The 26,023-nt window shown below is 38.2% G+C and carries 26 protein-coding genes and 1 riboswitch; of the genes, 14 read left to right on the top strand and 12 right to left on the bottom strand.

Translation table 11 applies throughout. The annotated features are described in order from the left end of the window. Positions 1-119 precede the first annotated feature (119 nt). The 3 genes from R2R71_RS17245 to R2R71_RS17235 all read left to right on the top strand — a co-directional run bounded on the left by R2R71_RS17245 (position 120) and on the right by R2R71_RS17235 (position 2,724). The gene (locus R2R71_RS17245; protein WP_316832518.1) at positions 120-905 is read left to right on the top strand and encodes a DUF3050 domain-containing protein; all 786 of its coding nucleotides are present in this window, start codon (positions 120-122) and stop codon (positions 903-905) included. Between the two features lie 129 nt (positions 906-1,034). Then, positions 1,035-1,913: a cupin-like domain-containing protein gene (locus R2R71_RS17240; RefSeq protein WP_316832517.1), complete on the top strand. Its 879-nt coding sequence runs from the start codon at positions 1,035-1,037 to the stop codon at positions 1,911-1,913. Between the two features lie 196 nt (positions 1,914-2,109). Continuing rightward, entirely contained in the window at positions 2,110-2,724 is a 615-nt protein-coding gene (locus tag R2R71_RS17235; protein WP_316832516.1) for a sugar O-acetyltransferase, read from the top strand. A gap of 106 nt (positions 2,725-2,830) precedes the next feature. On the opposite strand, the gene R2R71_RS17230 is transcribed toward R2R71_RS17235, so the two are convergent. Next, positions 2,831-3,256 (bottom strand): YybH family protein, encoded by a 426-nt coding sequence (locus R2R71_RS17230; RefSeq protein WP_316832515.1) that lies wholly within the window; start codon positions 3,254-3,256, stop codon positions 2,831-2,833. A gap of 87 nt (positions 3,257-3,343) precedes the next feature. Between R2R71_RS17230 and R2R71_RS17225 the strand changes: the two genes are divergently transcribed. The 5 genes from R2R71_RS17225 (at position 3,344) to R2R71_RS17205 (ending at position 9,168) form a co-directional block, all read left to right on the top strand. Further along, on the top strand, positions 3,344-4,225 hold the full coding sequence (locus R2R71_RS17225) for a carbohydrate kinase (protein WP_316832514.1): 882 nt from the start codon (positions 3,344-3,346) through the stop codon (positions 4,223-4,225). Between the two features lie 181 nt (positions 4,226-4,406). After that, a complete protein-coding gene (locus R2R71_RS17220) occupies positions 4,407-5,504 on the top strand; it encodes a vWA domain-containing protein (RefSeq protein WP_316832513.1) in 1,098 nt (365 codons plus the stop codon). 100 nt (positions 5,505-5,604) lie between these two features. Then, entirely contained in the window at positions 5,605-7,092 is a 1,488-nt protein-coding gene (locus R2R71_RS17215; protein ID WP_316832512.1) for a sigma 54-interacting transcriptional regulator, read from the top strand. Between the two features lie 25 nt (positions 7,093-7,117). After that, positions 7,118-7,867 (top strand): AAA family ATPase, encoded by a 750-nt coding sequence (locus tag R2R71_RS17210; protein ID WP_316832511.1) that lies wholly within the window; start codon positions 7,118-7,120, stop codon positions 7,865-7,867. Between the two features lie 59 nt (positions 7,868-7,926). Continuing rightward, positions 7,927-9,168, top strand: coding sequence for a metallophosphoesterase (locus R2R71_RS17205; protein WP_316832510.1), 1,242 nt, complete (start codon positions 7,927-7,929; stop codon positions 9,166-9,168). Positions 9,169-9,278: 110 nt separating this feature from the next. Here R2R71_RS17205 and R2R71_RS17200 read toward each other — a convergent pair whose 3' ends face one another. From R2R71_RS17200 to R2R71_RS17190, 3 genes are read right to left on the bottom strand one after another with little or no spacing between them, the layout of a single operon-like run. Further along, the gene (locus tag R2R71_RS17200; protein WP_316832509.1) at positions 9,279-9,968 is read right to left on the bottom strand and encodes a response regulator transcription factor; all 690 of its coding nucleotides are present in this window, start codon (positions 9,966-9,968) and stop codon (positions 9,279-9,281) included. Between the two features lie 60 nt (positions 9,969-10,028). Beyond that, the gene (locus R2R71_RS17195; RefSeq protein WP_316832508.1) at positions 10,029-11,705 is read right to left on the bottom strand and encodes a HAMP domain-containing sensor histidine kinase; all 1,677 of its coding nucleotides are present in this window, start codon (positions 11,703-11,705) and stop codon (positions 10,029-10,031) included. Between the two features lie 3 nt (positions 11,706-11,708). Continuing rightward, positions 11,709-13,595, bottom strand: a complete 1,887-nt coding sequence (locus R2R71_RS17190; RefSeq protein ID WP_316832507.1) for a S9 family peptidase — start codon at positions 13,593-13,595, stop codon at positions 11,709-11,711. A gap of 199 nt (positions 13,596-13,794) precedes the next feature. On the opposite strand from R2R71_RS17190, the gene R2R71_RS17185 reads away from it, so the two are divergent. Then, on the top strand, positions 13,795-15,651 hold the full coding sequence (locus tag R2R71_RS17185; protein WP_316832506.1) for a tetratricopeptide repeat protein: 1,857 nt from the start codon (positions 13,795-13,797) through the stop codon (positions 15,649-15,651). Here R2R71_RS17185 and R2R71_RS17180 read toward each other — a convergent pair. Further along, positions 15,648-15,971: a hypothetical protein gene (locus R2R71_RS17180; protein ID WP_316832505.1), complete on the bottom strand. Its 324-nt coding sequence runs from the start codon at positions 15,969-15,971 to the stop codon at positions 15,648-15,650. The genes R2R71_RS17185 and R2R71_RS17180 overlap by 4 nt on opposite strands. A 76-nt stretch (positions 15,972-16,047) precedes the next feature. After that, entirely contained in the window at positions 16,048-16,617 is a 570-nt protein-coding gene (locus tag R2R71_RS17175) for a GNAT family N-acetyltransferase (RefSeq protein WP_316832504.1), read from the bottom strand. A 60-nt stretch (positions 16,618-16,677) separates the two neighbouring features. Between R2R71_RS17175 and R2R71_RS17170 the strand changes: the two genes are divergently transcribed. After that, entirely contained in the window at positions 16,678-16,980 is a 303-nt protein-coding gene (locus tag R2R71_RS17170; protein ID WP_316832503.1) for a DUF4286 family protein, read from the top strand. A gap of 20 nt (positions 16,981-17,000) precedes the next feature. On the opposite strand, the gene R2R71_RS17165 is transcribed toward R2R71_RS17170, so the two are convergent. The 4 genes from R2R71_RS17165 to rsgA all read right to left on the bottom strand — a co-directional run bounded on the left by R2R71_RS17165 (position 17,001) and on the right by rsgA (position 20,308). Continuing rightward, positions 17,001-17,327 carry a nucleotide pyrophosphohydrolase gene (locus tag R2R71_RS17165; RefSeq protein ID WP_316832502.1) on the bottom strand — a complete coding sequence of 109 codons (327 nt, stop codon included), beginning with the start codon at positions 17,325-17,327 and terminating at the stop codon, positions 17,001-17,003. Then, complete coding sequence (locus R2R71_RS17160) at positions 17,317-18,858, bottom strand: glycosyltransferase family 39 protein (RefSeq protein WP_316832501.1); 1,542 nt, start codon at positions 18,856-18,858, stop codon at positions 17,317-17,319. The genes R2R71_RS17165 and R2R71_RS17160 overlap by 11 nt, the downstream gene beginning before the upstream one ends. Next, the gene (gene dtd / locus R2R71_RS17155) at positions 18,855-19,307 is read right to left on the bottom strand and encodes a D-aminoacyl-tRNA deacylase (protein ID WP_316832500.1); all 453 of its coding nucleotides are present in this window, start codon (positions 19,305-19,307) and stop codon (positions 18,855-18,857) included. Before dtd ends, R2R71_RS17160 begins: the two co-directional genes overlap by 4 nt. A gap of 80 nt (positions 19,308-19,387) precedes the next feature. Beyond that, entirely contained in the window at positions 19,388-20,308 is a 921-nt protein-coding gene (rsgA, locus tag R2R71_RS17150; RefSeq protein ID WP_316832499.1) for a ribosome small subunit-dependent GTPase A, read from the bottom strand. Between the two features lie 275 nt (positions 20,309-20,583). Between rsgA and R2R71_RS17145 the strand changes: the two genes are divergently transcribed. Further along, a complete protein-coding gene (locus R2R71_RS17145) occupies positions 20,584-21,030 on the top strand; it encodes a GyrI-like domain-containing protein (protein WP_316832498.1) in 447 nt (148 codons plus the stop codon). A 6-nt stretch (positions 21,031-21,036) separates the two neighbouring features. Here the strand turns inward: R2R71_RS17145 and R2R71_RS17140 are convergent, their stop codons facing one another. Both R2R71_RS17140 and R2R71_RS17135 read right to left on the bottom strand, forming a co-directional pair. After that, positions 21,037-21,633 carry a short chain dehydrogenase gene (locus tag R2R71_RS17140; RefSeq protein ID WP_316832497.1) on the bottom strand — a complete coding sequence of 199 codons (597 nt, stop codon included), beginning with the start codon at positions 21,631-21,633 and terminating at the stop codon, positions 21,037-21,039. Positions 21,634-21,641: 8 nt separating this feature from the next. Continuing rightward, a complete protein-coding gene (locus R2R71_RS17135; RefSeq protein WP_316832496.1) occupies positions 21,642-23,249 on the bottom strand; it encodes a S41 family peptidase in 1,608 nt (535 codons plus the stop codon). Positions 23,250-23,427: 178 nt separating this feature from the next. Here R2R71_RS17135 and murQ point away from each other — a divergent pair, with 178 nt between their 5' ends. From murQ to R2R71_RS17120, 3 genes are all read left to right on the top strand, one after another. Beyond that, the gene (gene murQ / locus R2R71_RS17130) at positions 23,428-24,243 is read left to right on the top strand and encodes an N-acetylmuramic acid 6-phosphate etherase (RefSeq protein ID WP_316832495.1); all 816 of its coding nucleotides are present in this window, start codon (positions 23,428-23,430) and stop codon (positions 24,241-24,243) included. A gap of 99 nt (positions 24,244-24,342) precedes the next feature. Further along, positions 24,343-24,909: a hypothetical protein gene (locus R2R71_RS17125; protein ID WP_316832494.1), complete on the top strand. Its 567-nt coding sequence runs from the start codon at positions 24,343-24,345 to the stop codon at positions 24,907-24,909. Between the two features lie 39 nt (positions 24,910-24,948). Further along, positions 24,949-25,692 (top strand): Bax inhibitor-1/YccA family protein, encoded by a 744-nt coding sequence (locus R2R71_RS17120; RefSeq protein WP_316832493.1) that lies wholly within the window; start codon positions 24,949-24,951, stop codon positions 25,690-25,692. 113 nt (positions 25,693-25,805) lie between these two features. Further along, positions 25,806-25,911, top strand: a riboswitch (SAM riboswitch). Positions 25,912-26,023 lie beyond the last annotated feature (112 nt).

The raw sequence follows: 26,023 nt of genomic DNA, 5'->3' as shown, positions 1-26,023 counted from the left end.
GTCAGCGCTGGTTCAGGTTTTAGATTTTGTAGCCTATACTATTAATAAGTATTTATTTTTGCCGCAAAATGGGGATTAAGCCTAATAAAATTTAATTCCGGTTATTAACCATCACAACAATGCATCCCAATATTTTAAAAATCCAGGAAAGGATTGAGCCTTTAAGGCAGCAGATCATCAACCACAAAGTTTATTCGGCAATTAATGAGCTTGAAGACCTCCGCATATTCATGGAGCACCATATTTATGCGGTATGGGATTTTATGTCGCTATTAAAAGCCTTACAAATAAATTTAACCTGCACCACTTTACCGTGGTTCCCGGTTGGCGATGCAGTAACAAGGCAACTGATTAACGAAATTGTAGCCGGAGAGGAAAGCGACATAGATGCTGAAGGAAACATTAAAAGCCATTTCGAACTCTATTTAGATGCCATGATACAGTGCGGGGCAAATGTTAAACCGATAAACCAGTTTTTACATTCCTTGCAAAAGGGCCGCGATTTTGATATGGCTTTTGAGCTGGCCAACGTACCGCAGGCAGCACGGGCATTTGTAAAGGATACTTTTGAAACCATTTACAGCGAAAAACCGCATTTGCAGGCGGCAAGCTTTACCTTCGGCCGTGAAGATTTAATCCCAAACATGTTTTTCAGCATCGTAAACGATTTAAACAGCACACAAGCTAACCAGGTATCAATTTTTAAATACTATCTGGATCGCCATATAGAAGTTGATGGCGACAGTCACAGTCACCTTGCACTATCCATGACCGAAAAGCTTTGTGAAAAGGAAGAGAATTTCTGGGCAGAGGCCGAGGAAACTGCGAAAAAAGCCTTACAAAACCGCATCGATTTATGGGATGCTGCTTATACCGAAATTATAAATAAGAGCGTTTTAGCTTAGGTTAACAAATGATTAACTAAATGCAAAGCTACAATTAAGTAATTTGCGTCACATTTCTTTAAAGCTGTCTGAATTGTAAAATAAAATTTCCACATTTGTTGTTCGGCAACAAATAACCGATTTAAAAGCATGAGTTTCATATTAAAGCCTGTAGATATCGTCGAGAATATTACTCCCGAAGATTTCAAGAAAAATTATTTGAAAACCAAGAAACCACTAGTAATCAGAGGGTTAACGAAAGACTGGCCTGCAAGAGAAAAATGGACTACTGAATATTTAAAGGAAATTGGCGGCGACTTAGAAGTTCCATTGTATGATAACTCAAAGGCCGATCCGTCAAAGCCAATTAATGCTGCAACTGCGCACATGAAGTTTGGCGATTACCTGGATTTAATAAAGCGTGAACCAACGGAGTTAAGAATATTTTTCTTTAACCTTTTTAAAAAGGTACCAAGCTTAATTAACGACATTAAAATTCCGAAAGATTTAATGGGCGGCTTTATCGAGAGTATGCCTGCCATGTTTTTTGGCGGCTCGAACTCGGTAACTTTTTTACACTACGATATCGATTTACCACATATTTTCCATACACACTTCGGTGGAAGAAAACATATTATCCTTTTCGATTATAAGTGGAAAGACAGGTTATATTGCCTGCCAAACGCAACTTATGCTTTAGAAGATTATAAAGTTGATAACCCTGATTTTGAGAAATTCCCGGCATTGAAAGGTGTAGAAGGTTACGAAGTTTTCTTAGAGCATGGCGATACCTTATTTATGCCTACCGGCATGTGGCACTGGATGAAATATGTTGATGGTTCATTCTCATTAAGCTTACGTGCCTGGGATCAATCCATCAGCCGCAAAGTGGCAAGTGTGTGGAGTTTATTTACCCATGGCGCTATCGACAGTTTAATAAAAATGACTTTCAAAGAAAAGTATGCTAACTGGCGGGAGAAGCAAGCGGTTAAAATTGCAGAAAAAGCATTGGCTAAAGGGAAGCCTTAAAATAAACCACAGCAAAAGCCGTTAATTGGTTTTTGGGGAAAGCAATTTCAACGGGGAATCGATGTATCGGTAGCCCCGTTTTTTGTTTAACGAATTTAGCAAACGTTATAAGGCCTGGCCTCATCGAGGCTAAAGCAACCTCATTACAAAATACCTGTATAGGTAAAAAATACATAATCTTTTCTAACTTCGGTACATGCAAAACGAAACACTTACCGAAAAACAAAAAATGCTGGCCGGAAAAGCCTATCAGGCTGGCGATGCCGAACTGGCTAAAGAAAGGTTAAAGGCACGTGAAATTGTTTACGAATTCAATAACCTGGCACCCAAATTCATCAAACAGCGTAAAGAACTTTTAAAAAAACTGTTTGGTAAAACTGAAAAGATGTTTTACATAGAACCTCCTTTCCGTTGCGATTATGGCTACAACATTGAAATTGGCGATAATTTCTATGCAAATTTTAACCTTGTGATATTAGACTGTGCAAAAGTGAGCATAGGAAACAGTGTTTTCATAGCCCCTAATGTGGCAATCTATACGGCAGGGCATCCGATACATGCACACCTCCGCGACCAAGAGCATGAGTGGGCGCAGGAAATTACCATTGGCAACAGTGTGTGGATTGGCGGAAACGTAGTTATAAACCCCGGCGTTAAAATTGGCTCGAACGTGGTAATTGGTTCGGGTAGTGTAGTAACCCGAGATGTGCCGGATAATGTTTTTGCTGCAGGAAATCCTTGCAGGGTAATCAGGGCAATTACAGATGAGGATAAGGACTATTATTATAAGAATTTTAAACTGGGTGAATAATCCAGTATAAGCATGCCCGAATCGCTTCGATTAAGGTAATATAAAAGAGAAATCTTTAAAGCGGATGCGCTTTAAAGATTTCTCCGCTATGGAAATGTAGTTTGATCTAACTCGAGTGATCTACAAATATTTTCCACTCCCCCTGAATCTTTTTAAACAAAAGGGTATAATAGCCTTTAGGCTCATCTTTTTCGCGTTTTAAATGCCAGCTTCCCAATACGAAGGCTACATCTTTATTCAGAAAATCTACCTTTTTAATACCGAAGGTTAAAATACCCATTCCGGCTTTACCAGGATATGTTTTTTTATAGTTATCCAGCGTTTTCTGATAGCCGTAAGTCGGCCCGCTTTGCCCAACAAAAAGCAAACTGTCACTTTTCACATAGCCTTGCATAAAAGCTTCCAAATCGCCCTTATTCCAGTTTAAGCGTTGTTTTTCGAGCACATTTAAAATAGCCTGACGGTCTTTTGCTGTTTGAGCAAAGATTGCTGCCGAAACAAGCATTAAAGCAATAACTAGTAGTTTTTTCATAATTTTTAGGTCTTGAGGTAAAGATATAAAACAAAATATTTCGTTCAATGCATAAAAATTGTTTCTTTACATAATCAATCTTCATCCATGCAAAATAAAGTAATCACCATTGGCGAAATACTCTGGGATGTTTTCCCGGATGGTAAAAAAGCAGGCGGCTCGAGCATGAACGTTGCCTTGAATTTACATAAACAAAGTATCGGGGGTAACTTTATTAGTGCCGTGGGCGATGACGATAATGGCAGGGAGCTTTTGAGCTTTCTGGAGGAGGCACATTTCCCTACCAGCCTTATTCAGGTGAATACCGCTTTACCAACCAGCACCGTGGTGGTACAGCTTGATGAAAACCATCAGGCGACCTATACGATTAAACAGCCTGTAGCCTGGGATGATATAAAACTTAACGAACAAAACCTCGAAGCCGTTAGGCAGGCCGATGCGATGGTTTATTGCAGCCTCACCTGCAGGGAAGAAAAGTCAAGGGAAACCATCTTTTCTTTGCTGGAGCATGCTAAAACAAAAATATTTGATATTAACCTGCGTGCCCCGTTTTTCGAAAAGGAATTAATTGGCGAACTGTTAGCAAAGGCAGATATTCTTAAAATTAATGAAGATGAAATTATATGGGTTCGCGACAGTTTTGGTTTAACAGGCAATACCAATGAGCAATTGCTTAAGCAGCTATCGGCTAAATATAACATCGAAATAATTTGTTTAACGCTTGGTGATAAAGGTGCGTGCGTTTTAAAAGACGGAAAATTATTTAAACATGCTGGTTACAAAGTTCAGGTTGCAGATACAGTTGGGGCAGGCGATGCCTTCTTAGCTACCTTTATTGCCTGCTATTTACAAGGCTATCCGGCAGAAACCATTCTGGATAACGCCTGCAAAGTTGGTGCCTTTGTTGCCTCACAGCCTGGAGCAAACCCGGAATATAACAAGAAAATTTACCATATGGCTCTGGGGTAGGCAAATCCTATCTAATTCCATCATTGCGAGGTGGCTTTTTCAGCCAACGAAGCAATCTCTTCAAACATAGATTGCTTCCTCATACCTCCTCAGGATGGCGACTTCCGCTCAAATTATGACATCCTGCTTAAATTACTACTAAGCGAAACCTTTATCTTTAATTATCCGTTAATACAATTACATGAGAGGTTTTCGTTTTTCTGATTATAAGCCTGGCGAAACGCCAAAAGGTGGGTTTGATGAGTTGCTGAAATTATTCAGCGAACTGCTGAATTATACGGCAGGCGATGCGGCAGAGGCATTGAGCTGGCTTAACGAGCTTGATAAACAATATAAATTAACTACCAACGATTATGGTATCGGCAATTTTATTGACGACCTGAAAGATAAAGGTTACCTAACAGAGGATAATCAATCGGGCGAATTTAAAATTACAGCAAAAACAGAGCAGACGATACGTAAGTCGGCACTTGATGAGATTTTCGGAAAGCTGAAAAAATCGGGCCGGGGTAATCACAACAGCAACCAGTCGGGTATTGGCGAAGAGAAAAATGCCGACAGGCGTGAGTACAATTTTGGCGATAGTTTAGACCAGATAGACATGACTGCGTCTATACAGAATGCGCAAATCAATCATGGTATTGGTGATTTTACACTTACCGATCGCGACCTGGAAGTTGAAGAAAAAGATTTCAAGACTTTAACTTCAACAGTGCTGATGATTGATATATCGCACTCCATGATTTTATATGGCGAAGACCGGATTACACCCGCCAAAAAGGTAGCGATGGCTTTGGCTGAGCTTATTAAAACCAAATACCCGAAAGATACACTCGATATTGTTGTTTTTGGGAACGATGCATGGCCAATTACTGTTAAAGACCTACCCTATTTACAGGTTGGCCCTTACCATACCAATACTTTTGCAGGCCTTGAGCTTGCCACAGATTTGCTGCGCAGACGGAAAACACACAACAAGCAAATTTTCATGATTACTGATGGAAAGCCTACCTGCCTGAAAGAAAACGGAAAGTATTATAAAAACAGTATGGGGCTGGATAGAAAGGTGATTAATAAAACCCTGAATATGGCGGCACAATGTAAGCGGTTGAAAATTCCTATTACCACATTTATGATTGCCAAAGACCCTTACCTGCAGCAGTTTGTAAGGCAGTTTACCGAAATAAATGGCGGCAGGGCTTTTTATAGTTCGCTAACCGGATTAGGTGAATACATTTTTGAGGATTACATTAAGAACAGAAGAAAAACAGTAAAGTAGTCAGAAGTTTTTAGTTCGAAGTTGGAAGATTTAGTGTAAACATTAATCATCCCAACTTCGGATCTCGGACTTTTCAGACTTTCAGACTAAACAAATCAATATGCAAAACACAACATTAGGCCAGTTAAAGGCAACAAATTATAAATCAAGAAGCGTTAAAGAAGAGCTCAGGGAAAACCTGATTAAAGTGCTTAGGGATAAAAAAACAGAGTTTGAAGGTATTATTGGTTATGACGAAACGGTAATTCCGGAGTTGCAGACGGCAATACTTTCACGCCATAACATTTTGCTTTTGGGTTTACGCGGACAAGCTAAAACCCGCATTGCCCGTTTAATGGTAAATCTTTTGGATGAGTATGTGCCCTATGTGGCCGGAAGTGAAATATTCGACGACCCCCTCAATCCAATCTCGTGGTATGCAAAAAATGAAATTGCCACCAAAGGCGATGCAACTGAAATTGCCTGGCTGCACCGCAGCGAGCGCTATACCGAAAAGCTGGCCACGCCTGATGTTACGGTAGCCGATTTAATTGGTGATGTTGACCCGATTAAGGCCGCGACTCTGAAACTTACCTATAATGATGAACGTGTTATCCATTTTGGCTTAATTCCACGTGCACACCGGAGTATTTTTGTCATTAATGAGCTTCCGGATTTACAGGCACGTATACAGGTAGCCTTATTTAACATGCTGCAGGAAAAAGACATACAGATTCGTGGTTTCAAACTCCGTTTACCTTTGGATATTCAGTTCGTGTTTACCGCAAATCCGGAGGATTATACGAACCGTGGAAGCATTGTTACCCCTTTAAAAGACAGAATTGAAAGCCAGATTTTAACACATTACCCGAAAAGTATCGAGATTTCGCGTAAAATTACTTTTCAGGAAGCTAAACTTACGGCCGAACAGCGTTCTGCTATTGAAGCCGACGGTCTGGTTAAAGACCTGATAGAGCAGATTGCTTTTGAAGCACGTAAGAGCGAATATATCGATCAGAAATCAGGTGTTTCGGCGAGGCTAACCATATCTGCCTATGAAAACCTGATTAGCACTGCAGAACGCCGGATGTTAATTTCAGGAGAAAAAAATACATTCGTCCGTTTGTCGGATTTGGCTGGAATTATCCCTGCAATAACCGGTAAAATAGAACTGGTTTATGAGGGGGAGCTGGAAGGCCCTGCACACGTAGCCACAACTTTAATTGGTAAAGCCGTTAAAACTTTATTTGCCCGTTATTTCCCTGATCCTGAAAAGGCTAAGAAAACCAAAGCTGCAAACCCTTATACCGAAATTACAGAATGGTTTACTGATGGAAATAATGTTGATGTTACCGATACCTTAACAAATGCACAGTACAAAAAAGCCCTGATGCTGGTGCCGGGTTTATACGATACCGTTAAAAAATTCCATCCCAAACTAAGTGAAAACCAGACACTGCTTTTAATGGAATTTGTTTTACACGGGTTGGCAGAATATTCGCAGTTGAGCAAGAATTTCTTAAATGGAGGGTTCGGCTTCTCTGACATGTTTGGCAGCTTGTTTAATGCCGAATTTGATGAGGAAGAAGATGAAGAAGATTTCAGGTAGAGATTAACGCTGCTGTACATTAACAATGGAGTTTAACGGATATCTTTTATCGATGCGATTAAATCAGGAAAGGCTTCCTGAAGGATATCCGTTTAACATTCCTTGTATAAAGTCTTTTAAAGAATTAAGCTTCCATCCAAACGTAACGTTTCTTACCGGCGAAAATGGTGTAGGAAAATCTACACTAATTGAAGCGATTGCCATTAGTTTAGGTTTTAATGCTGAAGGTGGTGGTAAGAACTTTAATTTTAAGAGTACTGACTCTCATTCGGTGTTGCATAACTATCTAACCATAAGCAAAAGTTTCAGAAAAGCAAAAGATGGTTTTTTCTTAAGGGGCGAAAGCTTTTACAATGTTGCCAGCGAGATTGATAAACTTGATGAGGAATATCCAAACATACCAAAAATAATAGACGCATATGGTGGTGTCTCTTTGCATCAGCAATCGCATGGCCAATCTTTCTGGGCATTATTTATGAATCGTTTTGGTGGAAATGGGGTCTATATTTTAGATGAGCCGGAATCTGCACTATCGGCAACAAAGCAAATTGCCATGTTAGCAAAAATCAATAGCCTGGTAGATAAGAATGCTCAATTTATTATTACCACCCACTCACCTATTTTGTTAGCCTACCCTGATGCCTTAATTTACGAAATGGCTGATGGTAAAATAACTAAAATGAAGTACGAGGAAACAGAAATTTACAGGGTTTATAAATCCTTTTTAGATAACCCTAAGCGAATTTTAAATAATTTATTTAGCGCAAATACTTAATTTAGCCCCTTCAAAAAGGCCTGCCTTATTTTTTAATTTAAACAGAATAACCCTATCCTATGGGAAGACTACCTTTTATTATTGCTGCCTGTATACTTATTACCGCATTTGATTTTTATTTTTTTAATGCCATTTTAGCTGTTTTTAAGTGGAAAGCCCGAACCAGAAAAATCTTTGCTTTTGTATATTGGAGTTATAGTATTTTACTGATTATTGGTGTTTTTGCGGGAATTTATCTAAATCTTTTTTTAACCTTAAGGGCTGTTATCCTAGTTGCATTCTTCTTAACTGTAGCCTGTAAACTTGCTATGCTTCCTTTCCTGGTTTTAGATGATTTAAGAAGATTATACATTAAGCTTTTTAAACAAAAGAAGGAAATAAAAAACGAGCCAATAAGTGAAGCTGCGCCGATATCCCGATCGGAGTTTTTGGTTAAGGCAGGTTTAGTGGCCGCTGCAGTTCCCTTAACGTCCTTAAGCTGGGGTATTATTTCAGGGGCTTATGATTATCAGGTGAGAAGGGTTAATTTAATTTTACCCAACCTGCCAAAAGCATTCGACGGCATCATACTTGGGCAAATTTCTGATATCCACTCGGGAAGTTTTTACAATAAAACGGCTGTGAAAGGTGGGGTAGAAATGTTATTGGCAGAAAAGCCTGATTTCATTTTCTTTACCGGTGATTTGGTAAATAACCTAACCAACGAAGTAAGGGATTATCAGGATATTTTTTCAAAGGTTAAAGCTCCTTTGGGTGTCTATTCATCATTGGGAAACCATGATTATGGCGACTATTATTTTGGCAGGGAGTCATCGCCGGCTAAAGTAAAAAACCTAAAGGATATGGTTGATGTACATAAAATTATGGGCTACGATTTGTTGATGAACGAAAACCGCCGCTTAAAGGTCGACGGTGAAGAAATCGGAATCCTTGGTATCGAAAACTGGGGAATGGGGCGTTTTCCTAAATATGGAAAAATGGAGCTTGCTGTTCAAAATACTGATGATTTACCTGTAAAACTCCTGTTAAGCCACGATCCTTCACACTGGCGTGGTGAAGTACTACAAAAGTACCCGCAAATAGATGCGATGTTTAGCGGACATACACACGGCATGCAGTTTGGTGTACGTTTAAAGGAATATCAATGGAGCCCGATTCAGTACATTTACAAGGAATGGGCTGGATTATACAGGGAGCAACAACAACAACTTTATGTTAATGTTGGCTATGGTTTCTTAGGCTATCCGGGCAGGGTTGGCATATTACCAGAGATTACAATTTTTACGCTTAAAAGAGCTTAGGCGATTTTGAAGACCGCTTTCATGAGCGGATAATGGTCTGTGCTATTCCCATCGTTGCGATGCACAAAGCAAACTAAACCTGCTTCGTGCAACGCAATAACGAAATAAACTTATCCGGCATTAAAGCGGTAACCCACACCGCGAACAGTTTGTAACAATTGCGGATTATCAGGATTCAATTCAATCTTTTTACGTAAACGAACAATGTGCATATCCAGGGTGCGTGTGTTTACATCAGAGTTATAACCCCATACAACCAGCATTAGCTCATCACGGTTAATTACTTTCCCCGGATTACGAAGGAAGTAAAGCAGGATACGGTTTTCTAAAATCGTAAGCTCGATTTTCTTTCCATCCCTGAACAAAGTATGTATGTTCGGATGGTGCTCCATACTGCCAAAGCGATGAATTTCTGCGGTATCTTTATTTACGATAAACTTTACCTTACTTTCCAGCATCGCTACCAGCACATCCATGTTAAATGGTTTGGTGATATAATCTGAAGCACCAAAATTGTAAGCATCAATTTTATCTACATCCTGCGCTTTTGCAGTCATCATAATAACCAGATTTTCAAAACCTTGCTTACGAACGCTCTCGCAAACCTCGGCGCCTTGTTTTCCCGGCATCATCCAGTCTAACAAAACAATATCAGGTTGATCTGCAATAATCATTCTCTCGCCCGCTTCTCCGTCATTGGCTTCCAGAACTGTATATCCTTCGGCTTTTAAACGGTGAGCCACAAGAAAGCGAAGATTTTCATCATCTTCTACAATTAATATTTTTACTTCTTTAGACATTTGTGTTGTGTATAATTTGATTTAAGCTTAGGTTGTTGATTTAATAAGCTTTGTTTTAATTTAATTTATCGACTGGTTATAAGGAAGTACAATTTTAAATTCTGTACCAGCTCCAACTTTACTTTTAACCGTAATCTCGCCCTGCATAAAGTTAACCAGTTCTTTGCAGAATGCCAAACCCAGTCCTACACTTCCCATCTGGTTATATTCATTCTGTATCCTGAAAAACTTTTTAAATATATTATTTAATTCTGATGATGGAATACCGATCCCCTTATCCGTAAAGCGGAATACCAGAACACCTTTAATGAGTTTTGCACTGATATTAAGTTTTTTATTACCCGGGTTAGAGTATTTGTATGCATTTTCGGCCAGGTTATCAAATAAACTGCCCAGCAAAACCGGGTCGGTTATGAAGGTTTTAAAGCCAGAAACCTCATAGTTTATCTTAAAATCGGGGTGTTTAAGTGTGTGCGATTCTATAGTGCTTTCAATAAAGTCTTCAATGTTTACTTCTTCCTGATTAAGCTTAATGGCTTTATTTTCGATTTGCGTAAAAGCCAGCAACTTATTCATTAACCCGTTTAGTTTATCGGCTTCTTCATCGAGTATTTTACCATATAACTGCTGCTCTTTTTGGCTGAGGGTACTTGCACTTTTAATGTTATTACCGGCAATTTTGATTACACTAACAGGCGTTTTAAACTCATGCGTAAGGTTGTTTACAAAATCGTACTGCAGCTTAAACATCTTGCTGTTGATATTCAGGTTACGGTAAATTAAAAAGGCAACCAGCAACAAAACACCATAAACAAGCAGTAATACCAGCGCTATTGGCATAAAATAGATAAAAGTTTCTTTTTTGATGTATGATTTTGAGGAGGTGAAGTAGAGTTTAAAATCAGAAAATGCCCCCGGAAGAGCGATCTCTGTAGTGATGTTTTCTTCCGATGTATCAATCGGATCGTAAGTTAAAGGCTGTACACGGATATTCTGATACAAAAGTGGCCGGGTATTAATAATCTTTATTTTATTCGGATCGAGCTGAAAAACAAGGATGTCTTGCTGATAAACTGGTGCAGGCACTAATTTACTTTGCAGCATTTGCTTATAGATTTTTAAATCTTCACGACGTGGAATATTCAAATACGTTATCTTATTGGAAAGAACGACAGAAAAATTAGTAAAAAGTTCTTCCTGGCTAGGAACTGAAGCGGTATCAAGCTGATCGATAAACCGGACTAATTTCAGCGCCATGCTATTGAAATCATCATCAACGCGGAAAGACCGCGTATCAGACTCAGAAAACAATTTCACTGAATCAGGCTTTACTGTTCTGCCAAACTGAAATATTGATTTTGGCCCGATAGAAAGGTGCCCGACGTTAATTCCGTCTCGTACAGGGATATTTTTAACTTCCGAATCGTAAAATTTTACTTTTGATACGAAAGGATACTTTAATGTTATTGTATCTACAAATTTAGAAGCTGTCGCAGAATCTAAAAAGCCTTCATAATAAGATACTTCGGGCATTTTATTCTGAAAAAACTCATTGTAAGGCTTTATACTTTGTTCTAAAACGTTAACCTTCTCAGATACGAATTCATTTTCTATAGATTTCTTGCTGTAATTGAAAGCCAGGAACAGCGACAGGATAAATAGAATGGAAATGAGTGCAATAAATGTAACACTCAGCGAGAAATTTTTCCGGTAACCACTCTTTTTTTCCAGCGGCATAACTTACTTTTTATTCAGGTTTTCGGCAAGAAAACCTTCAAGTGCTTTATACAGTGCTGTTCTGCCTTGCTGGCGCAAAACCGGGTTAGGTCCTTCTTCTTTCTCGATATAAGTTACAGGCACATTACGTTTTTTTAATTCCTTAACAAACTGTACACCTTGTGCTACGTTTACACGTGGATCTTTAGGGTTCTGGGCGATAAATACCGGCGCTTTAAACCTGTCGGCATGAAAAACAGGTGAAGCAAAACGGGTATAATCGGTATCTGTTTCAGGGTTTCCAAAAATTTCGTAGTACATCTGCAAATTTGATTTTAGGAAAGGAGGTATTGTTGTTAAATAACTAAATAAACTAATCACACCCGAATTAGCACCTCCACAACTGTAAATATCAGGATTTTTATACAAACAATTTAATGCAATAAAACCACCTAAGCCATTACCATAAATTGCCACTTTTTTAGGGTTGGCAATATTTTTCGCAATCAGCCATTTTACACCATCGTTAACATCTTCCTGGATTTTATCGCTCCACTCTTTAAAGCCTGCGGTATAAAAAGACTTGCCATAACCTACCGACCCCCGATAGTTAACCTGTAAAACAGCGTATCCCCTGTTGGCAAAAAACTGAACATCAGCATTATAGCCCCATGTATTTCTACCACCCGGACCGTTATGCGGCAAAACCACTACTGGTAAATTTACCGGATTCTTTCCTTTTGGTAAAGTTAAATAACCATTTATGGTAAGTCCATCACTACTTTTATAGCTAATGGGCTTCATTTCACTCATATCCTTTTCGCTAATAGAAGGATTAATGTCTGCTAGTTTTTTTAATTTATTCTGAGCAGAAACATATAAATAATAAGATCCTGGATTTCTATCGGTATAAGTTCTTACCACAAAAACATTATCGCCTTTATCCTTATCCATAATGCGCCATTCGGTATTTGGCAAAAGCTTTTCAATTTTTGAATAACGAACCCGTGTACTGTCGTCGAGATAATATTTCTCTTTCTTCCAGGTTTCGCAGGTCACAAAAATCATTTTCTTTTTTGTTTTCGAATACTTGGCATCAATTACGTTCAGGGTATCATTACCAAAAAGCACCTGTTTTTCGGTTCCGTTTTTTAAATCCAGCGCCACAAGTGCATTTTTATCCCTGTTAATATTAGAAATGGCAAACAACACATCCGATTCATTTTCGGCGAAAGCAACTGGTTGTAAAGTTGTTTCGAAATTATTGGTTGTAACGGGTTTAAAAGGCAATTGTTCATTCTCGCGGTATAATAAAGTCTCATTTACGCCATCACTCGCTACAGCGATTTTTAAGATCCCTTTATTATCGGTAACCCAATCGGTAATGTTTCCAGGGTTTTTGGCTGCAATATCCATTTTACCAGTCCTAACGTTCAATCGGTAAACGTCAAAAACTGTCGAATCTCTTTTATTTGAAGCAACAATAATATACTTATCGTCAATTAACTGGTCTTCAATAACCCTAAGGCGATTCTTTTCATTGGCACTCAGCTGTTTCTGGCTGCTACCATCCTTGCTCACAACGAATAAATCTGATTTACGTTCTTTCGATTCGTCTTCTGTATAATAAATCAATTCGTTGTTACTGGTCCAGAAGTAAAAGCTAATGCTCTTTTCGGCAAGATGCGTAAGCTGTTTTACATTACCTGTTGCAATATCTTCAACAAAAAGGTCTAGTTTCTTGTCCTGAAGTTTGAGGTAAGAAAGGCATTTACCATCAGGAGAAACATGGTAATAAGCCTTATCCTGTGTTCTGAAAAAGTTATCTACAGGTATTATTTTCTCTTCTTTGCTGCCCTTACAAGCGCAAATAAAAGCCACCAAAACCAATAGAAAAATCCTTTTTATCATAAATAAATTTCTTTCAGGACGACAAAAATATAATAACCTGCTGTGTTAAGCACCAAATACAGTAAGAATGTTACCAAGGCTACGCTAAACGAGGGATTGATTCCAATTTAGGATTTAAAACAAATACACAAAATAAAATACAGGTAACATTTAAAATACGTTTTATATATGCTTACACTGCTAAGAAAAAGGTATTAAAATGTTACATTTAAATCGAATATTTCCGGATGTTATGAACCGCTTTATTGTAGTTGTACTTTTCTTTTTCTGTTTTCAGGCAAGCGCACAGAACCTTCGCCCGAACAGGCAACTAATGCCAAACGATAGCGACCTGGCCATACAATATTATCAGGATGGCGACTATGAAAAAGCCGCAGTATTGTTCGAAAAGATTTTCGCCAGCCCGAATAACGAGGGTTATTTCGACATCTATTTCAACACATTATTAAAGCTTAAAAAATATGATGTTGCAGAAAAGATTGTTAAAAAACAGATTAAACAGTCGTCGCAGACAGAAATTTACGAAATAGCTTTGGGCAAGCTTTATCAGGAAAAAGGAGATGTAAATGCAGCGAGTAAGATTTTTAACGGCATCATTAATAAGTTAAGCGGTGATGAGTTTAAAATAAGAATGCTAGCCAATAATTTTTATCGCTTTGAAAACTACGATTACGCTATTCAAACCTTTAAACAGGGTCGGAAAATAATAAACAACGATAAAGCTTTTGCTTTTGAACTGCTTAACATTTACCGCTTTAAGAAAGATAAGCCTATGCTGATGCAGGAATATCTTGATATTTTACCATCGACACCGCAGTTATTGCCGCAGGCTGAAGCCGTATTATCAATGATTTTTGAGGATAAGACAGATTATCAAACCTTTCAGGCAGGCATTTTAAAAAAGATTCAGAAAGAGCCGGATGCTGAAGTTTATATCCAGCTACTCACCTGGAATTATATTCAACAACAGGAATACGATATGGCTTTACGCCAGTTAATTGCCTTTGATAAACGAACCAAAGCAGACGGCGGAACCTTGTTTAATGCAATTTATACTTTCGTTGATAACGGCGCCTACGAAACTGCAATTAAAGCTTATGAATATTTATTAACCAAAGGCAAGGAAAACCAATATTACCTGCAATCTAAAATCGAAATGCTTAATACCAAATACAACATTCAAACCAAAGGAAAATATAACATCGCAGATTTAGATTTACTGGCTAAAGATTACCAGGTTCTAATTGATGAGAACGGTAAAAATAAAACTACACTGTTTGCCATAAAAAAATGGGCAACATTACAAGCTTATTATTTAAATCAGCCTGCTAAGGCAGAAACGGCCCTTGAAGATGCCATTAAAATGCCTGGTGTAAATACACTGGAAATCGGACAGCTTAAATTAGACCTCGGCGACATTTACATCCTCACAAATCAACCATGGGAAGCATTTTTAGTTTACGAGCAGGTAAGCAAACAGTTTGAAGGGCAGCCCGTAGGTAATGAAGCACGTTTCAGAAGTGCTAAACTATCTTTTTATCAGGGCAATTTCGAGTATAGTAATGGACAATGTCAGGTGTTAAAGGCTGCAACTTCACAGTTGATTGCAAACGATGCTTTAAATTTAAGTTTGCTAATATCTGATAATACACAAAGCTCCAGTGATAGCAGCGCCTTAAAGATGTATGCCGATGCTGAAATGTTGCTCTTCAGAAATTTACCGGCACAATCTGTTAAGAAACTCGACAGTATAGCAATTGCCTACCCTCAAAATTCTCTAGCCGATGCCATTATGATGAGTAAGGCGAAAATCTTCATTAAATCTGATGATTACCAGAAAGCTACCGAGATTTTAAAGAATATAACAATAGAATTTAAAGATGGTATATGGACAGATGACGCATTATTTACGCTTGCCGATCTTTATGAGAAAAAACTAAATGATATTGCACAGGCAAAAATCTATTTTCAACAGTTAATAACTGATTACCCCGGCAGTATGTTTAGTGCAGAAGCCAGGAAAAGATTTAGGAATTTACGCGGCGACGGGATTTAACTTTCTACTTTTTCTTTCTCCTTTTTATTCTGGCGATAAGTGGCTTCAGTTGAAAGGCCGAGTTCTATTATAAACGCATATAGGGCTGAATTAAACACCAATCCTAAAAAGTATAACCAAAGGTGAGAACCTAGAATGTTAAGAAAAAATGTGTGTGTAGGGAACTGAAAAACAGAATACAAATCTGATAAAGTTCTTAAAAAGAGGTTACTCGCAAATACCCCCCTATCTTCTGAAGCAAAAGCAAAGAAACAAACCATGGTTAAGAAACCAACAATAATAAAGGCTTTGAAGAATCTATACGGGCGAAAATTTTTCATGAAGAGATGAAAGTATTAATTTTGTTAATCCCCTAAGTTCGAAAAATTTGTCGTTATCTGAAAAATAAATAGCTTTTTAACATTTACATTTTCTTTTCCAATCCCATAATACAATACTCCACTCGAGGCCATTCGGATCTTTTGTAGTATGAATTTCGGTAAAACCTACCCGCTTGTGGGCATTTATGGAGCGGAGGTTGCTGGTTGCCACTTCCGTAATTGCAAAATCATAATCTTGCTGAAAATATTCCAGGTACGCCTGATAACACTTATCAAATAAACCCTGGCCACGATATGCTTTATCTACACAAACCTGCCCTACTACCATATAATTATAATCTGCGATGGGTTTCCCCAAGTATTTCATATGATTAAATCCTTCGAACATTGGTACCAGAACAGGAATGTCATCGCTTGATTTAGCAGTCATCGCCAACACATATGCTATAATCCGATCGCCATCTTTGGCAACTATATTTTGTTCGTACGATTGCATTTTTTCTAAATCGGCCAGGCTATGTGCAACAGTAACAAAACCTTGCTTCTGTTTTTCTTCTGCTGATAAATCTGATGAGAGATTGCTTTTTTGAAGGGCTAATATTCCTTGTAAATCGTTAACAGTTGATGAAGTTGTTATTGTAATCATCGGACTAAATTAAATATCCTTATTTTAAAACACAATTGGCTTATTTATTATCTTTGTAACATGTTATTATACAACGTTACTTTAATTTTAGATAGTGCAATTGCCGACGAATGGTTGCAATGGATGAATGAAACCCATATTCCCGAGGTAATGGCTACAGGTATGTTTGTATCACACAGATTGTTAAAAGTTCTGGATTCGCCAAATGAAGGCGTTACGTATTGTGCACAATATGTAGCTGAAAATCTGGAAAACTATAATACATATAAAGATGTGCATGCGCCCGCTTTACAGCAAACACTAAACGACAGGTACGAGAACCGCTTTGTAGCTTACCGAACCTTAATGGAGTTTGTTGGGTAGTTTCTACTTTCAAACAAAAATTACTTCAGCTTCTCGTTATTTTTATGTCTTTCCGCATCGCGGATGGTTTTCTTTTGCAGGTTTTTTTCGAGCGCTTCGGTTAAATTAATGCCCGTTTGATTAGCCAGACAAATTAATACAAACATTACGTCGGCCATTTCATCTGCCAGATTTACATCTTCATCGCTTTTCTTAAACGATTGCTCGCCATACTTCCGGGCCATAATTCGGGCCACCTCCCCAACCTCTTCCATTAAAATAGCGGTATTGGTTAGTTCGTTAAAGTACCTTATGCCAGTAGTATTAATCCAGTTATCTACAGTCTCCTGTGCTTCGTTAATGGTCATGTTTTTCTTCTTCTATTTCAGATTTTATTATACGGTTCACATCAATCTTTGCGCCTTCGAGCAAGAAAACAGCAATTCCTTTTTCCCTTGCATAAGGGTTTTTCAATGTCCCAATCTTTGTAATTTTATCAAAAAGTGGTTGTTCTTTTTTTCTTTCCGGATCATCCTGATAAACACCACTAACCAAAATTAGATCTTTAATGGGTTTATCCATTTTAAACCAATAAAGATAGTCGGCATTATAAGCAACCGCATTGATGTTTTTATATTTTGAGTAATAGTTAATTGCACCTGCCTGGCCATAATTGTCGGCCCTAACCAGGAGTACAGATTTGTCCTTAACTTTTGCGTAAGCAATATCAACAAGTGCTGCAAGCTCTTTCCAGCCCTGCATATCGGCATAGTCCTGAGGTAAATCATGATTTTTTCCATCTTCCCAACGCAATGCGCCAACACGCTCATATCGTTTGCGCTTAGTCATTATTTTCTCAGGTGTGTAAACCGGCATTAAAATCGGAATGATGTAAGCAAAAGAACCAATAATGAAAACCATTAATAAAGTTGCGAGCCAAAGCCTTTTACCAATAAGCTGTCTTAAGTAAACACTTCCAAAGGAAAGTAAAACCGGGTACAAACCTAAGGCATAATAGCCTTTTGCATTAAAATAGCTGAAAATAATTAAGGTAAATACATAAGCTAATATTATCCAAAGGTATTTCCGGAAAGGTTTGTAAACTGCAAATCCGACAAAGGCAGCCAACAGCACAAAAATATCGTTAACAAAAGATAACAGCTGGTCTTTAAAAAAATCTAAATGTTTTACATTTACTAGCTGTGTTGCAGCAAGCTCATGCATGTGGCTGATTACCGGAAAATTATGTTCAATTTGCCAGATTACATTGGGAGAAATGAGCAGCAAGGCAAAGATTATAGCAAGATACAGGTGCCTGTTTGTGAAAATTTTTCTTTCGGATGTAATTAGCACGGCAGGTACAATACCCAATACCAGAAAAAGCACATTATATTTGTTTAGAAAACCTAAGGCTATCCAAAATGCTAAATGGTACAAATAAAGCGGTTTATTACCTTCAAAATAGCAAATGAGGAAATAGAATATGGCTGTCCATGCCAGTACATCAAATGAATTTGGCTGGTACAATATATTAAGCCTGATGTAAACTGAGCAGATGTACGCGACTGCAACCAGGCATTTTGCATATAAATTTCCCTTTAACCGGCCAACGATTAACCAGGCAAAAACCATTGTTAAGGCGCCGAATAATGCCGGAAAGAATTTCACCCAGAAAACGCCATTACCCAGAAATTTTATAATGAGCGAGAACAAGGACGTTAGTGGTGGTACAGAGGTAAAGCCAGCGGCAAGATGGTTGGCCTGGTCGAGGTGCAGAAATTCATCGCGGTGAAGCTCATAAACATCGTTTACCAAAACATAACTTAAAATAATTTTCAGCAGGATAAATCCTGCCAGCGAAATGATTTCAATTGATCTGGTATCCCTGTTTTTCATCATTCTTTATTTTTAGTATCAACTAAAATGGTTACCGGTCCGTCGTTAAGCAAACTAATTTTCATATCAGCGCCAAAAATGCCGGTTTCAACTTTTTTCCCCAGTAAAGCTGAAAGCTTTTCAATCATTTTCTCATAAAGTGGAATGGCAATATCCGGTCTTGCGGCTTTGGTAAAACCGGGGCGGTTACCCTTTTTTGTTGATGCAAAGAGTGTAAACTGGCTAACTAAAAGAATGCTTCCGCCAATATCAGCTAAGGCTTTGTTCATTAAACCATTTTCGTCTGAAAAAACACGCATAGCAACAATTTTTTGTGCCAGCCAGTCCAGGTCTTCTATTGTATCTGCATCTTCAATGCCAAGTAAAACCAAAAACCCAGCTTCAATTTCGCCGGTAATTTTTCCATCAACAACACAGCTAGCCTGCGTAACTCTTTGTAAAACTGCTCGCATTTTATACTATTTATATTTTAGAGGACACCAAAAATAAGAGACGCCCCGAACTTTAGGACTACTTTCTGCTTTAGTTTTCGCTAATGCCTTGTATCGTTATTATGATATATACTCAGGTAGCTTTCGTAGCGTGAAATGGCTATACTACCTTCATTAACAGCCTCAATAACGGCACAGCCAGGTTCGTTTACATGTCTGCAGTTATTAAAGCGACAATCGTGAGAAGTTTTAAATATTTCAGGGAAGAAATGACTTAATTCTTCTTTTTCAATGTCGATAATGCCCAATTCCCGTATCCCGGGCGTATCAACAATAAAACCACCTTGCGGTAGTTCGAACATTTCGGCAAAAGTTGTGGTATGCTGCCCCTTATCGCTCCAGTCAGAAACCTCGCCTGTGCGTAGTTCACGGTCAGGTAGTAAAGCATTAATCAAACTCGATTTTCCAACACCTGAATGACCGGAAATGAGTGTAATTTTATCAGTTATTAGATCCTGAATAATTGGGATGTTAATACCTTTTAATGCAGAAACTTCGTAGCAGGGATAACCGATATTTTCGTAAATATCTTTAAACTCCTGCAATATTTCCAGGCCTTCTTTGCTAAATAAATCGAGTTTATTAAACACTAAAACTGCAGGAACATCGTAAGCTTCGGCTGTAACCAAAAACCTGTCAATAAACCCTAATGATGTTCTTGGCGAGGCAAGCGTAACCAACAGGATAGCCATATCAAGATTGGCAGCTAAAATCTGTGCCTGCTTACTTAGGTTAATGGATTTGCGGATAATATAATTCTTGCGGGGCATTAACTCATTAATCAGGCCCTGGTTGCTACCTTTTTCCATGTCGAATTTCACACGGTCGCCAACAGCAATAGGATTTGTGGTTTTAATTCCTTTAATCCTGAATTTACCTACAATACGACAGTCGTAACGTTCGCCGTTATCGGCTAAAACGCTGTACCAACTACCTGTAGATTTAATAACTAATCCCTGCATATTTGCAACAAAGGTATAAAAAGGATGCAAGATGTAAGGGTAAAAAATAGAAGATAAGTGTAATCAGGATTTGGAAAGCAATGCCTGTATTTCATTCCATCATTAGTCCTGCTGTCCGCTTTATCCCGATGAAAAATCGGGATGCCCGCTCCCATCAGGTTTAAAAACAAAATATGCTGCTATAAACAAACACTGCACAAACAGGCGTGTATAAATTTATCCATTCCTGGCAAACTAAAACAAAAAGAGCATTATCTTCGTTTAAAAACCAAGCTATGGAAAACTTTAAAATTATCGGTATCTCAACAGAAACAACGAATAAAAATAACCAGGCAGCAACCGATCTTGGTAAGCTCTGGCAACGGTTCTACGGCGAAGAAATTTTTAATAAAATCCCGAATAAGGAAAGTGAGGATGTTTACGCCGTTTATACCGATTATGAAAGCGATTATACCGGTAAATACACCACAATTATAGGCCAGCGTGTAAATTCACTGGACAACATTCCTGAAGGTTTCGTTGGCAGGGAAATTAGCAATAACAAACTATTAAAGTATACGGCCAAAGGAGAACTACCAAAATCAGTTGTTGATATATGGCAGGATATCTGGGCAAACAATATTGCATTGTACCGGACTTATAATGCCGATTTTGAGGTCTATGGTGCAAAATCGCAGCTTGGTGAAAATTCGGAAGTAGAAATTTATCTTGGTGTGAGATAACGCTACTTAAAAGACTTTAATCACCTGTCCTGATACAATACCTAAAACACTTTTCTCGAAAGCTTTAACTACTTTATCCATGGGTACAGGGATTTCTCCCGGAAAAGCATCAAAGTAAGAAGGTGAATCTTCAACAACATTCGGACTCACAGCATTAATCCTGACGCCATTATTAAGTTCGGCTGAAGCAGCATAAACGAAAGCATTTAAGCCGCCGTTAATGGTACTTAAGGCACTTCCTGCTGCAACAGGATGCTCAGAAAGAATACCCGAAGTAAGTGTAAATGAGCCATTATTGTTGATGTAATGCTGCCCAATTAATACCAGGTTTATCTGCCCTAAAAGTTTATCGAGCAAACCGGTTTTAAAATTTTCACCAGTCATCTGGTTTAGTGGTGCAAAGGGGCCACTGCCAGTTGTGCTAACCAAGGCATCGAAATTGCCAATCTTATCAAACATCGCCTTAATCGACGATTCATTTGTAATATCTACCTGAACATCACCACTTGACCTGCCAACACGAATAAGTTCATGTTTTTGAGCAAATGCATTCGATACTTTTTTGCCTAAAGTGCCTGTTGCACCAACAATAATAATTTTCATAACTATTTTTATTGAAGATTGGCTAATGCCTGTTTAACTGCATTATCATTCTGGTTTGCCGCTTTGTAATAACCAACATCGCCAAGGTAATAACGACAAAGCAGTGCTTTTAAATCATTAAGAATAACCGTTCGCGAATTGTATAGCTGAAAACGATCAATGGGCACATTTTTACGCTGTAAAAAACCAATAAAATCCCTGAAATCGGTATCGTTCAGACTAAATGCATTTATATTCTGTTCGATGTAGGTGTTGCTATATTTATTGGTTAATACGTTAAAAACGTAATCAGAAAGCACTTTTTTACTGACCAGCGAGCTATAAAATTTATTATAACCAGTTGTATCTAATTTCACAAAAATATCTGGCTGTATGCCCCCAACTGTTTTAGGCCTGCGAGGTTGAGATAAGTTTACACCGCCATTTTTCTCTACAGAATCTTTAAATGAGGTTAAATCGCCAGTCAGCTCACCATCTGTCATACGCTCATCAAGCTCATGTTTGTAAGCATCATAACCTTTCTTGTATGATTTCTGAATGCTCTTGCCAGAAGGGGTGTAATACCTGGCGATGGTCAGGTTTAAAGCCGAACCATCATTAAAAGCAAACTGCTCCTGAACCAAACCTTTACCGAACGACCGGCGGCCAACAATAATACCACGGCCTAAATCCTGAATTGCACCGGCAACAATTTCACTTGCCGAAGCCGTATTTTCATTAATCAGAATGGCTAATTTCCCTTGCTGAAAAGCACCTGTGCCAGTAGAGAAGTAATCCGTACGTGGTTCATGCTTACCTTCGGTATAAACAATTAATTTATTTTCCGGCAAAAACTGATCGGCAAGACCTGTGGCAGCACTAAAATAACCGCCGCCGTTATCACGTAAGTCTAAAATCAGTTTCTTCATGCCTTTTGCCTTCAGGTTAGCTGCAGCAGCAGAAAAGTCGCTATCGGTATTTGCGCCAAATTTGCTGATACGCACATAACCGGTTTCGTTGTTAATCATGTAGGCCGCATCAATGCTGCTTACATTAACTTTTCCCCTGGTTACCATTACCCGGTTTGGCAGCTGGCTTCCGCTATGCATTAAAAGTACATTTACACCGCTACCGGCTTTGCCCCTAAAGCGGCCTGTAAGCTGGTCTTTCGGGAGGTTTTTGCCACTCACCGTTGTCGAATCAATGCTTAAGATTTTATCACCAAGTTTAATCCCTGCCTGATAAGCCGGCCCGTCTTTTATCACGCCGGTAACCATCATGGTATCATTCAGCATGTAATATTCTATCCCAACACCCTCAAAATTACCTTCCAGATCATCCTGCATATTCTGGGCATTGGTTGGAGGAAGATAAACACTATGCGGATCTAACTGATGTAAAACACTGTCTATCGGTAGATTTTGTAAAGAATCGGTATTGATATCATCTACATAATTTCCATTGATGATGTGGAGAATTTCATCAAGCTTTTCGGAATTTTTTGCCGTTAAAGCCGGGCTCTTCTGAACACCATAACCCTGGTCTTTAATGAATTTAATGCCCAAAAACATCCCAACTATTAAAATTACAGAATAGCTTAAAGCGATTAGGATATTATTACGGGTATTCTTTTTCATTGGCGTTATGCAAATTTATGAAAATTAGCGGGTTGATTAATTTTTTAACTGCATTTTATCGTCTTTTGTTTATAATTTTTAACAATAATTAACGCCGTATTAGCCAAGGCTGATATATTTTTAGCTTTTTACGATAGTTTTTAAAAAGAATTTACCGAATTTTATCAAAATTAAATTTATGGACAGAGTTACCGAGCAGGAATCAAAATACCACCATATCGAAAAAATGTCGGTAATGGAGGTGCTGCAGGGCATTAATAATGAAGACAAAACTGTGGCCTTTGCAGTTGAGCAGTCTTTGCCTCAAATAGAAAAATTAACTTCGGCAGTTGCTGAAAGGATGAAAAAAGGTGGTCGCCTTTTTTATATTGGAGCAGGCACAAGTGGCCGTTTGGGCGTTGTAGATGCATCTGAATGCCCCCCTACTTATGGTGTCCCGTTCGATTGGGTTGTGGGTATAATTGCAGGTGGCGACACAGCGATAAGAAAGGCCGTAGAGTTTGCTGAAGATGATGCTGAACAGGCCTGGAAAGACTTATCAGAATTCAACATCAATGAAAAAGACTGCCTTGTTGGTTTAGCTGCTTCAGGCACTACGCCTTACGTAATAGGAGGTTTAAATACTGCCCGTAAAATGGGTGTTCTAACCGGCTGCATTGTTTGCAATACCGGAGGCCCAATTGCGGCAGAATCTGATTTTCCGGTTGAGGTGGTGGTGGGACCTGAATTTGTTACAGGTTCAACAAGAATGAAATCAGGAACAGCGCAAAAACTTGTTTTAAACATGCTGAGTACTACGGTAATGGTTCAGCTTGGCCGCGTAGTAGGCAATAAAATGGTCGATATGCAGCTTACCAATAATAAACTGGTAGACCGTGGAACACAAATGGTTGCTGATGAATTAAACATTGGTTATGATGAAGCCGCAGATTTACTGAACCAACATGGCAGCGTTCGAAAAGCTGTTGAAGCCGGGCAATTGAATTTGCGATAGTAGATTTTGAATTACGACTTTAAAAATTTTGGAATCAAATAAATCACATTTGTAACCGTTCAATCTAAAATCGTAAATCTTTAAACCTTAAATTACCTAATGCACGAGATAGAGCCGTATTACCAGTGGAGAGATGAATATATTTCGGCAGAAGATGAGCGTTCTCCTTTTTACAACACAGAATATTCTGAGCTATATTTCGATAAGCAGATTTATAATTTCCTGCTACATCCGCAGTGGGATGAATTTGGCTCGGGAACACTTTACCTCAAGGTACTCTTTGCCGATTACGACAGAAGTTATGCAATTATCGAATTCATCGGCGAATGGAATGATGCCATCAACAACGATATCATGTTATTAAAACGAGATGTTTTAGAATTGATGATGGATGAAGGCATTAATAAATTTATACTAATTGGCGAAAATGTATTAAATTTCCATGCTTCTGATGACAGCTATTATGAAGAGTGGTTTCAGGAAGTTGAAGAGGGCTGGATAGTAGGCGTAAATTTCCAGGAACATGTAGTCAGTGAATTTAAAGCAAACAATATCGATTATTATATCAATTTTGGTGGTGCTTTTGATGAAATGCCCTGGAGAACATTAAAGCCCCTGCAATTCTTTAAAAAAGTTGAAGAGCAGCTGACAAAAAGATTAAATTAAAAACGTTATTTTTATATTATTTAAATACACAACAAAAAAATGGAACAACAAAATTATCAATATCAGGATAACAGTGTTTTTGTACAGCAAGGCTCTGTTTCTAAAAAATTCTTCGCCAATGTATTCTTATGGATGTTTGTGGCATTGAGTTTATCAACCTTCGCAGCATACTATATTTCTACAAGCGAAGAAGCATTAAGATCGTTAATTAATTTTGAGACCGGACAAAGAACAGGATTAGGTTATGTAGCAATGTTTGCACCACTAGGTCTTGTATTGCTAATAGGTGCAGGTTTTAATAAACTTTCTTATGGAGCCTTATTAGGTGTATTTGTTCTTTTCTCGTTACTACTTGGTGTTAGTTTAAGCTTCGTATTGCTTATTTATACTGGTGCTTCGGTTATTACATGTTTCGCAGCAGCAGCAGGTATCTTCGGAATCATGGCATTTTTAGGTTATACAACCGATGTAGATTTAAGTAAGTTTGGGCCGATACTAATGGTAGGCGTAGCAGGTTTATTCATTGCAGGCATCCTTAATATGTTTATCAAAAGCGAACAATTCAGTTTAATTATGGCATTTATCGGTATTGCAGTTTTTACGGCACTAACAGCTTATGATGTACAAAAGATAAAGCGTATTGGTATGGGTATCGAAGAAAGCGGCGAACAAATGCAAGCGACAGATACAAAGAAGCTGGCTATAATGGCTGCTTTGTCATTATACCTTGATTTCATCAATATTTTCCTTTATTTACTGCGTATTTTCGGAAGCAGAAAATAACCGCTAAACAGAACAATATTTTTAAGGCCATGCAGTTTTGCGTGGCCTTTGTAATTTTATTTGGCACAAAGCGATATTTTTTGGAATTGATGTAGCTTTGTTGCATTTTTGTATGCTTATTAAGAAAGACGGAGGGATTAGACCCAACGATGTCTTAGCAACCTGTGCTCACACAAGGTGCTAAATTCTAATCTCAGCAGTGGCGAGAGAAGATAAGTTTGAAGTGTACAATCTGTGCCAACTTTTAAAATAAGCTATTTTTTAGATGTAAAATGTTTAATGGAAGATGTAAAACATGTCTTTTAATTCCATTTTGCATCTCACATTTTCC

The sequence above is a fragment of the Pedobacter aquatilis genome, from assembly GCF_032678405.1.
Lineage (GTDB): Bacteria > Bacteroidota > Bacteroidia > Sphingobacteriales > Sphingobacteriaceae > Pedobacter > Pedobacter aquatilis_A.
Note: the sequence above shows the minus strand (reverse complement) of the source record. Positions and strands in the feature narration are given on the sequence as shown.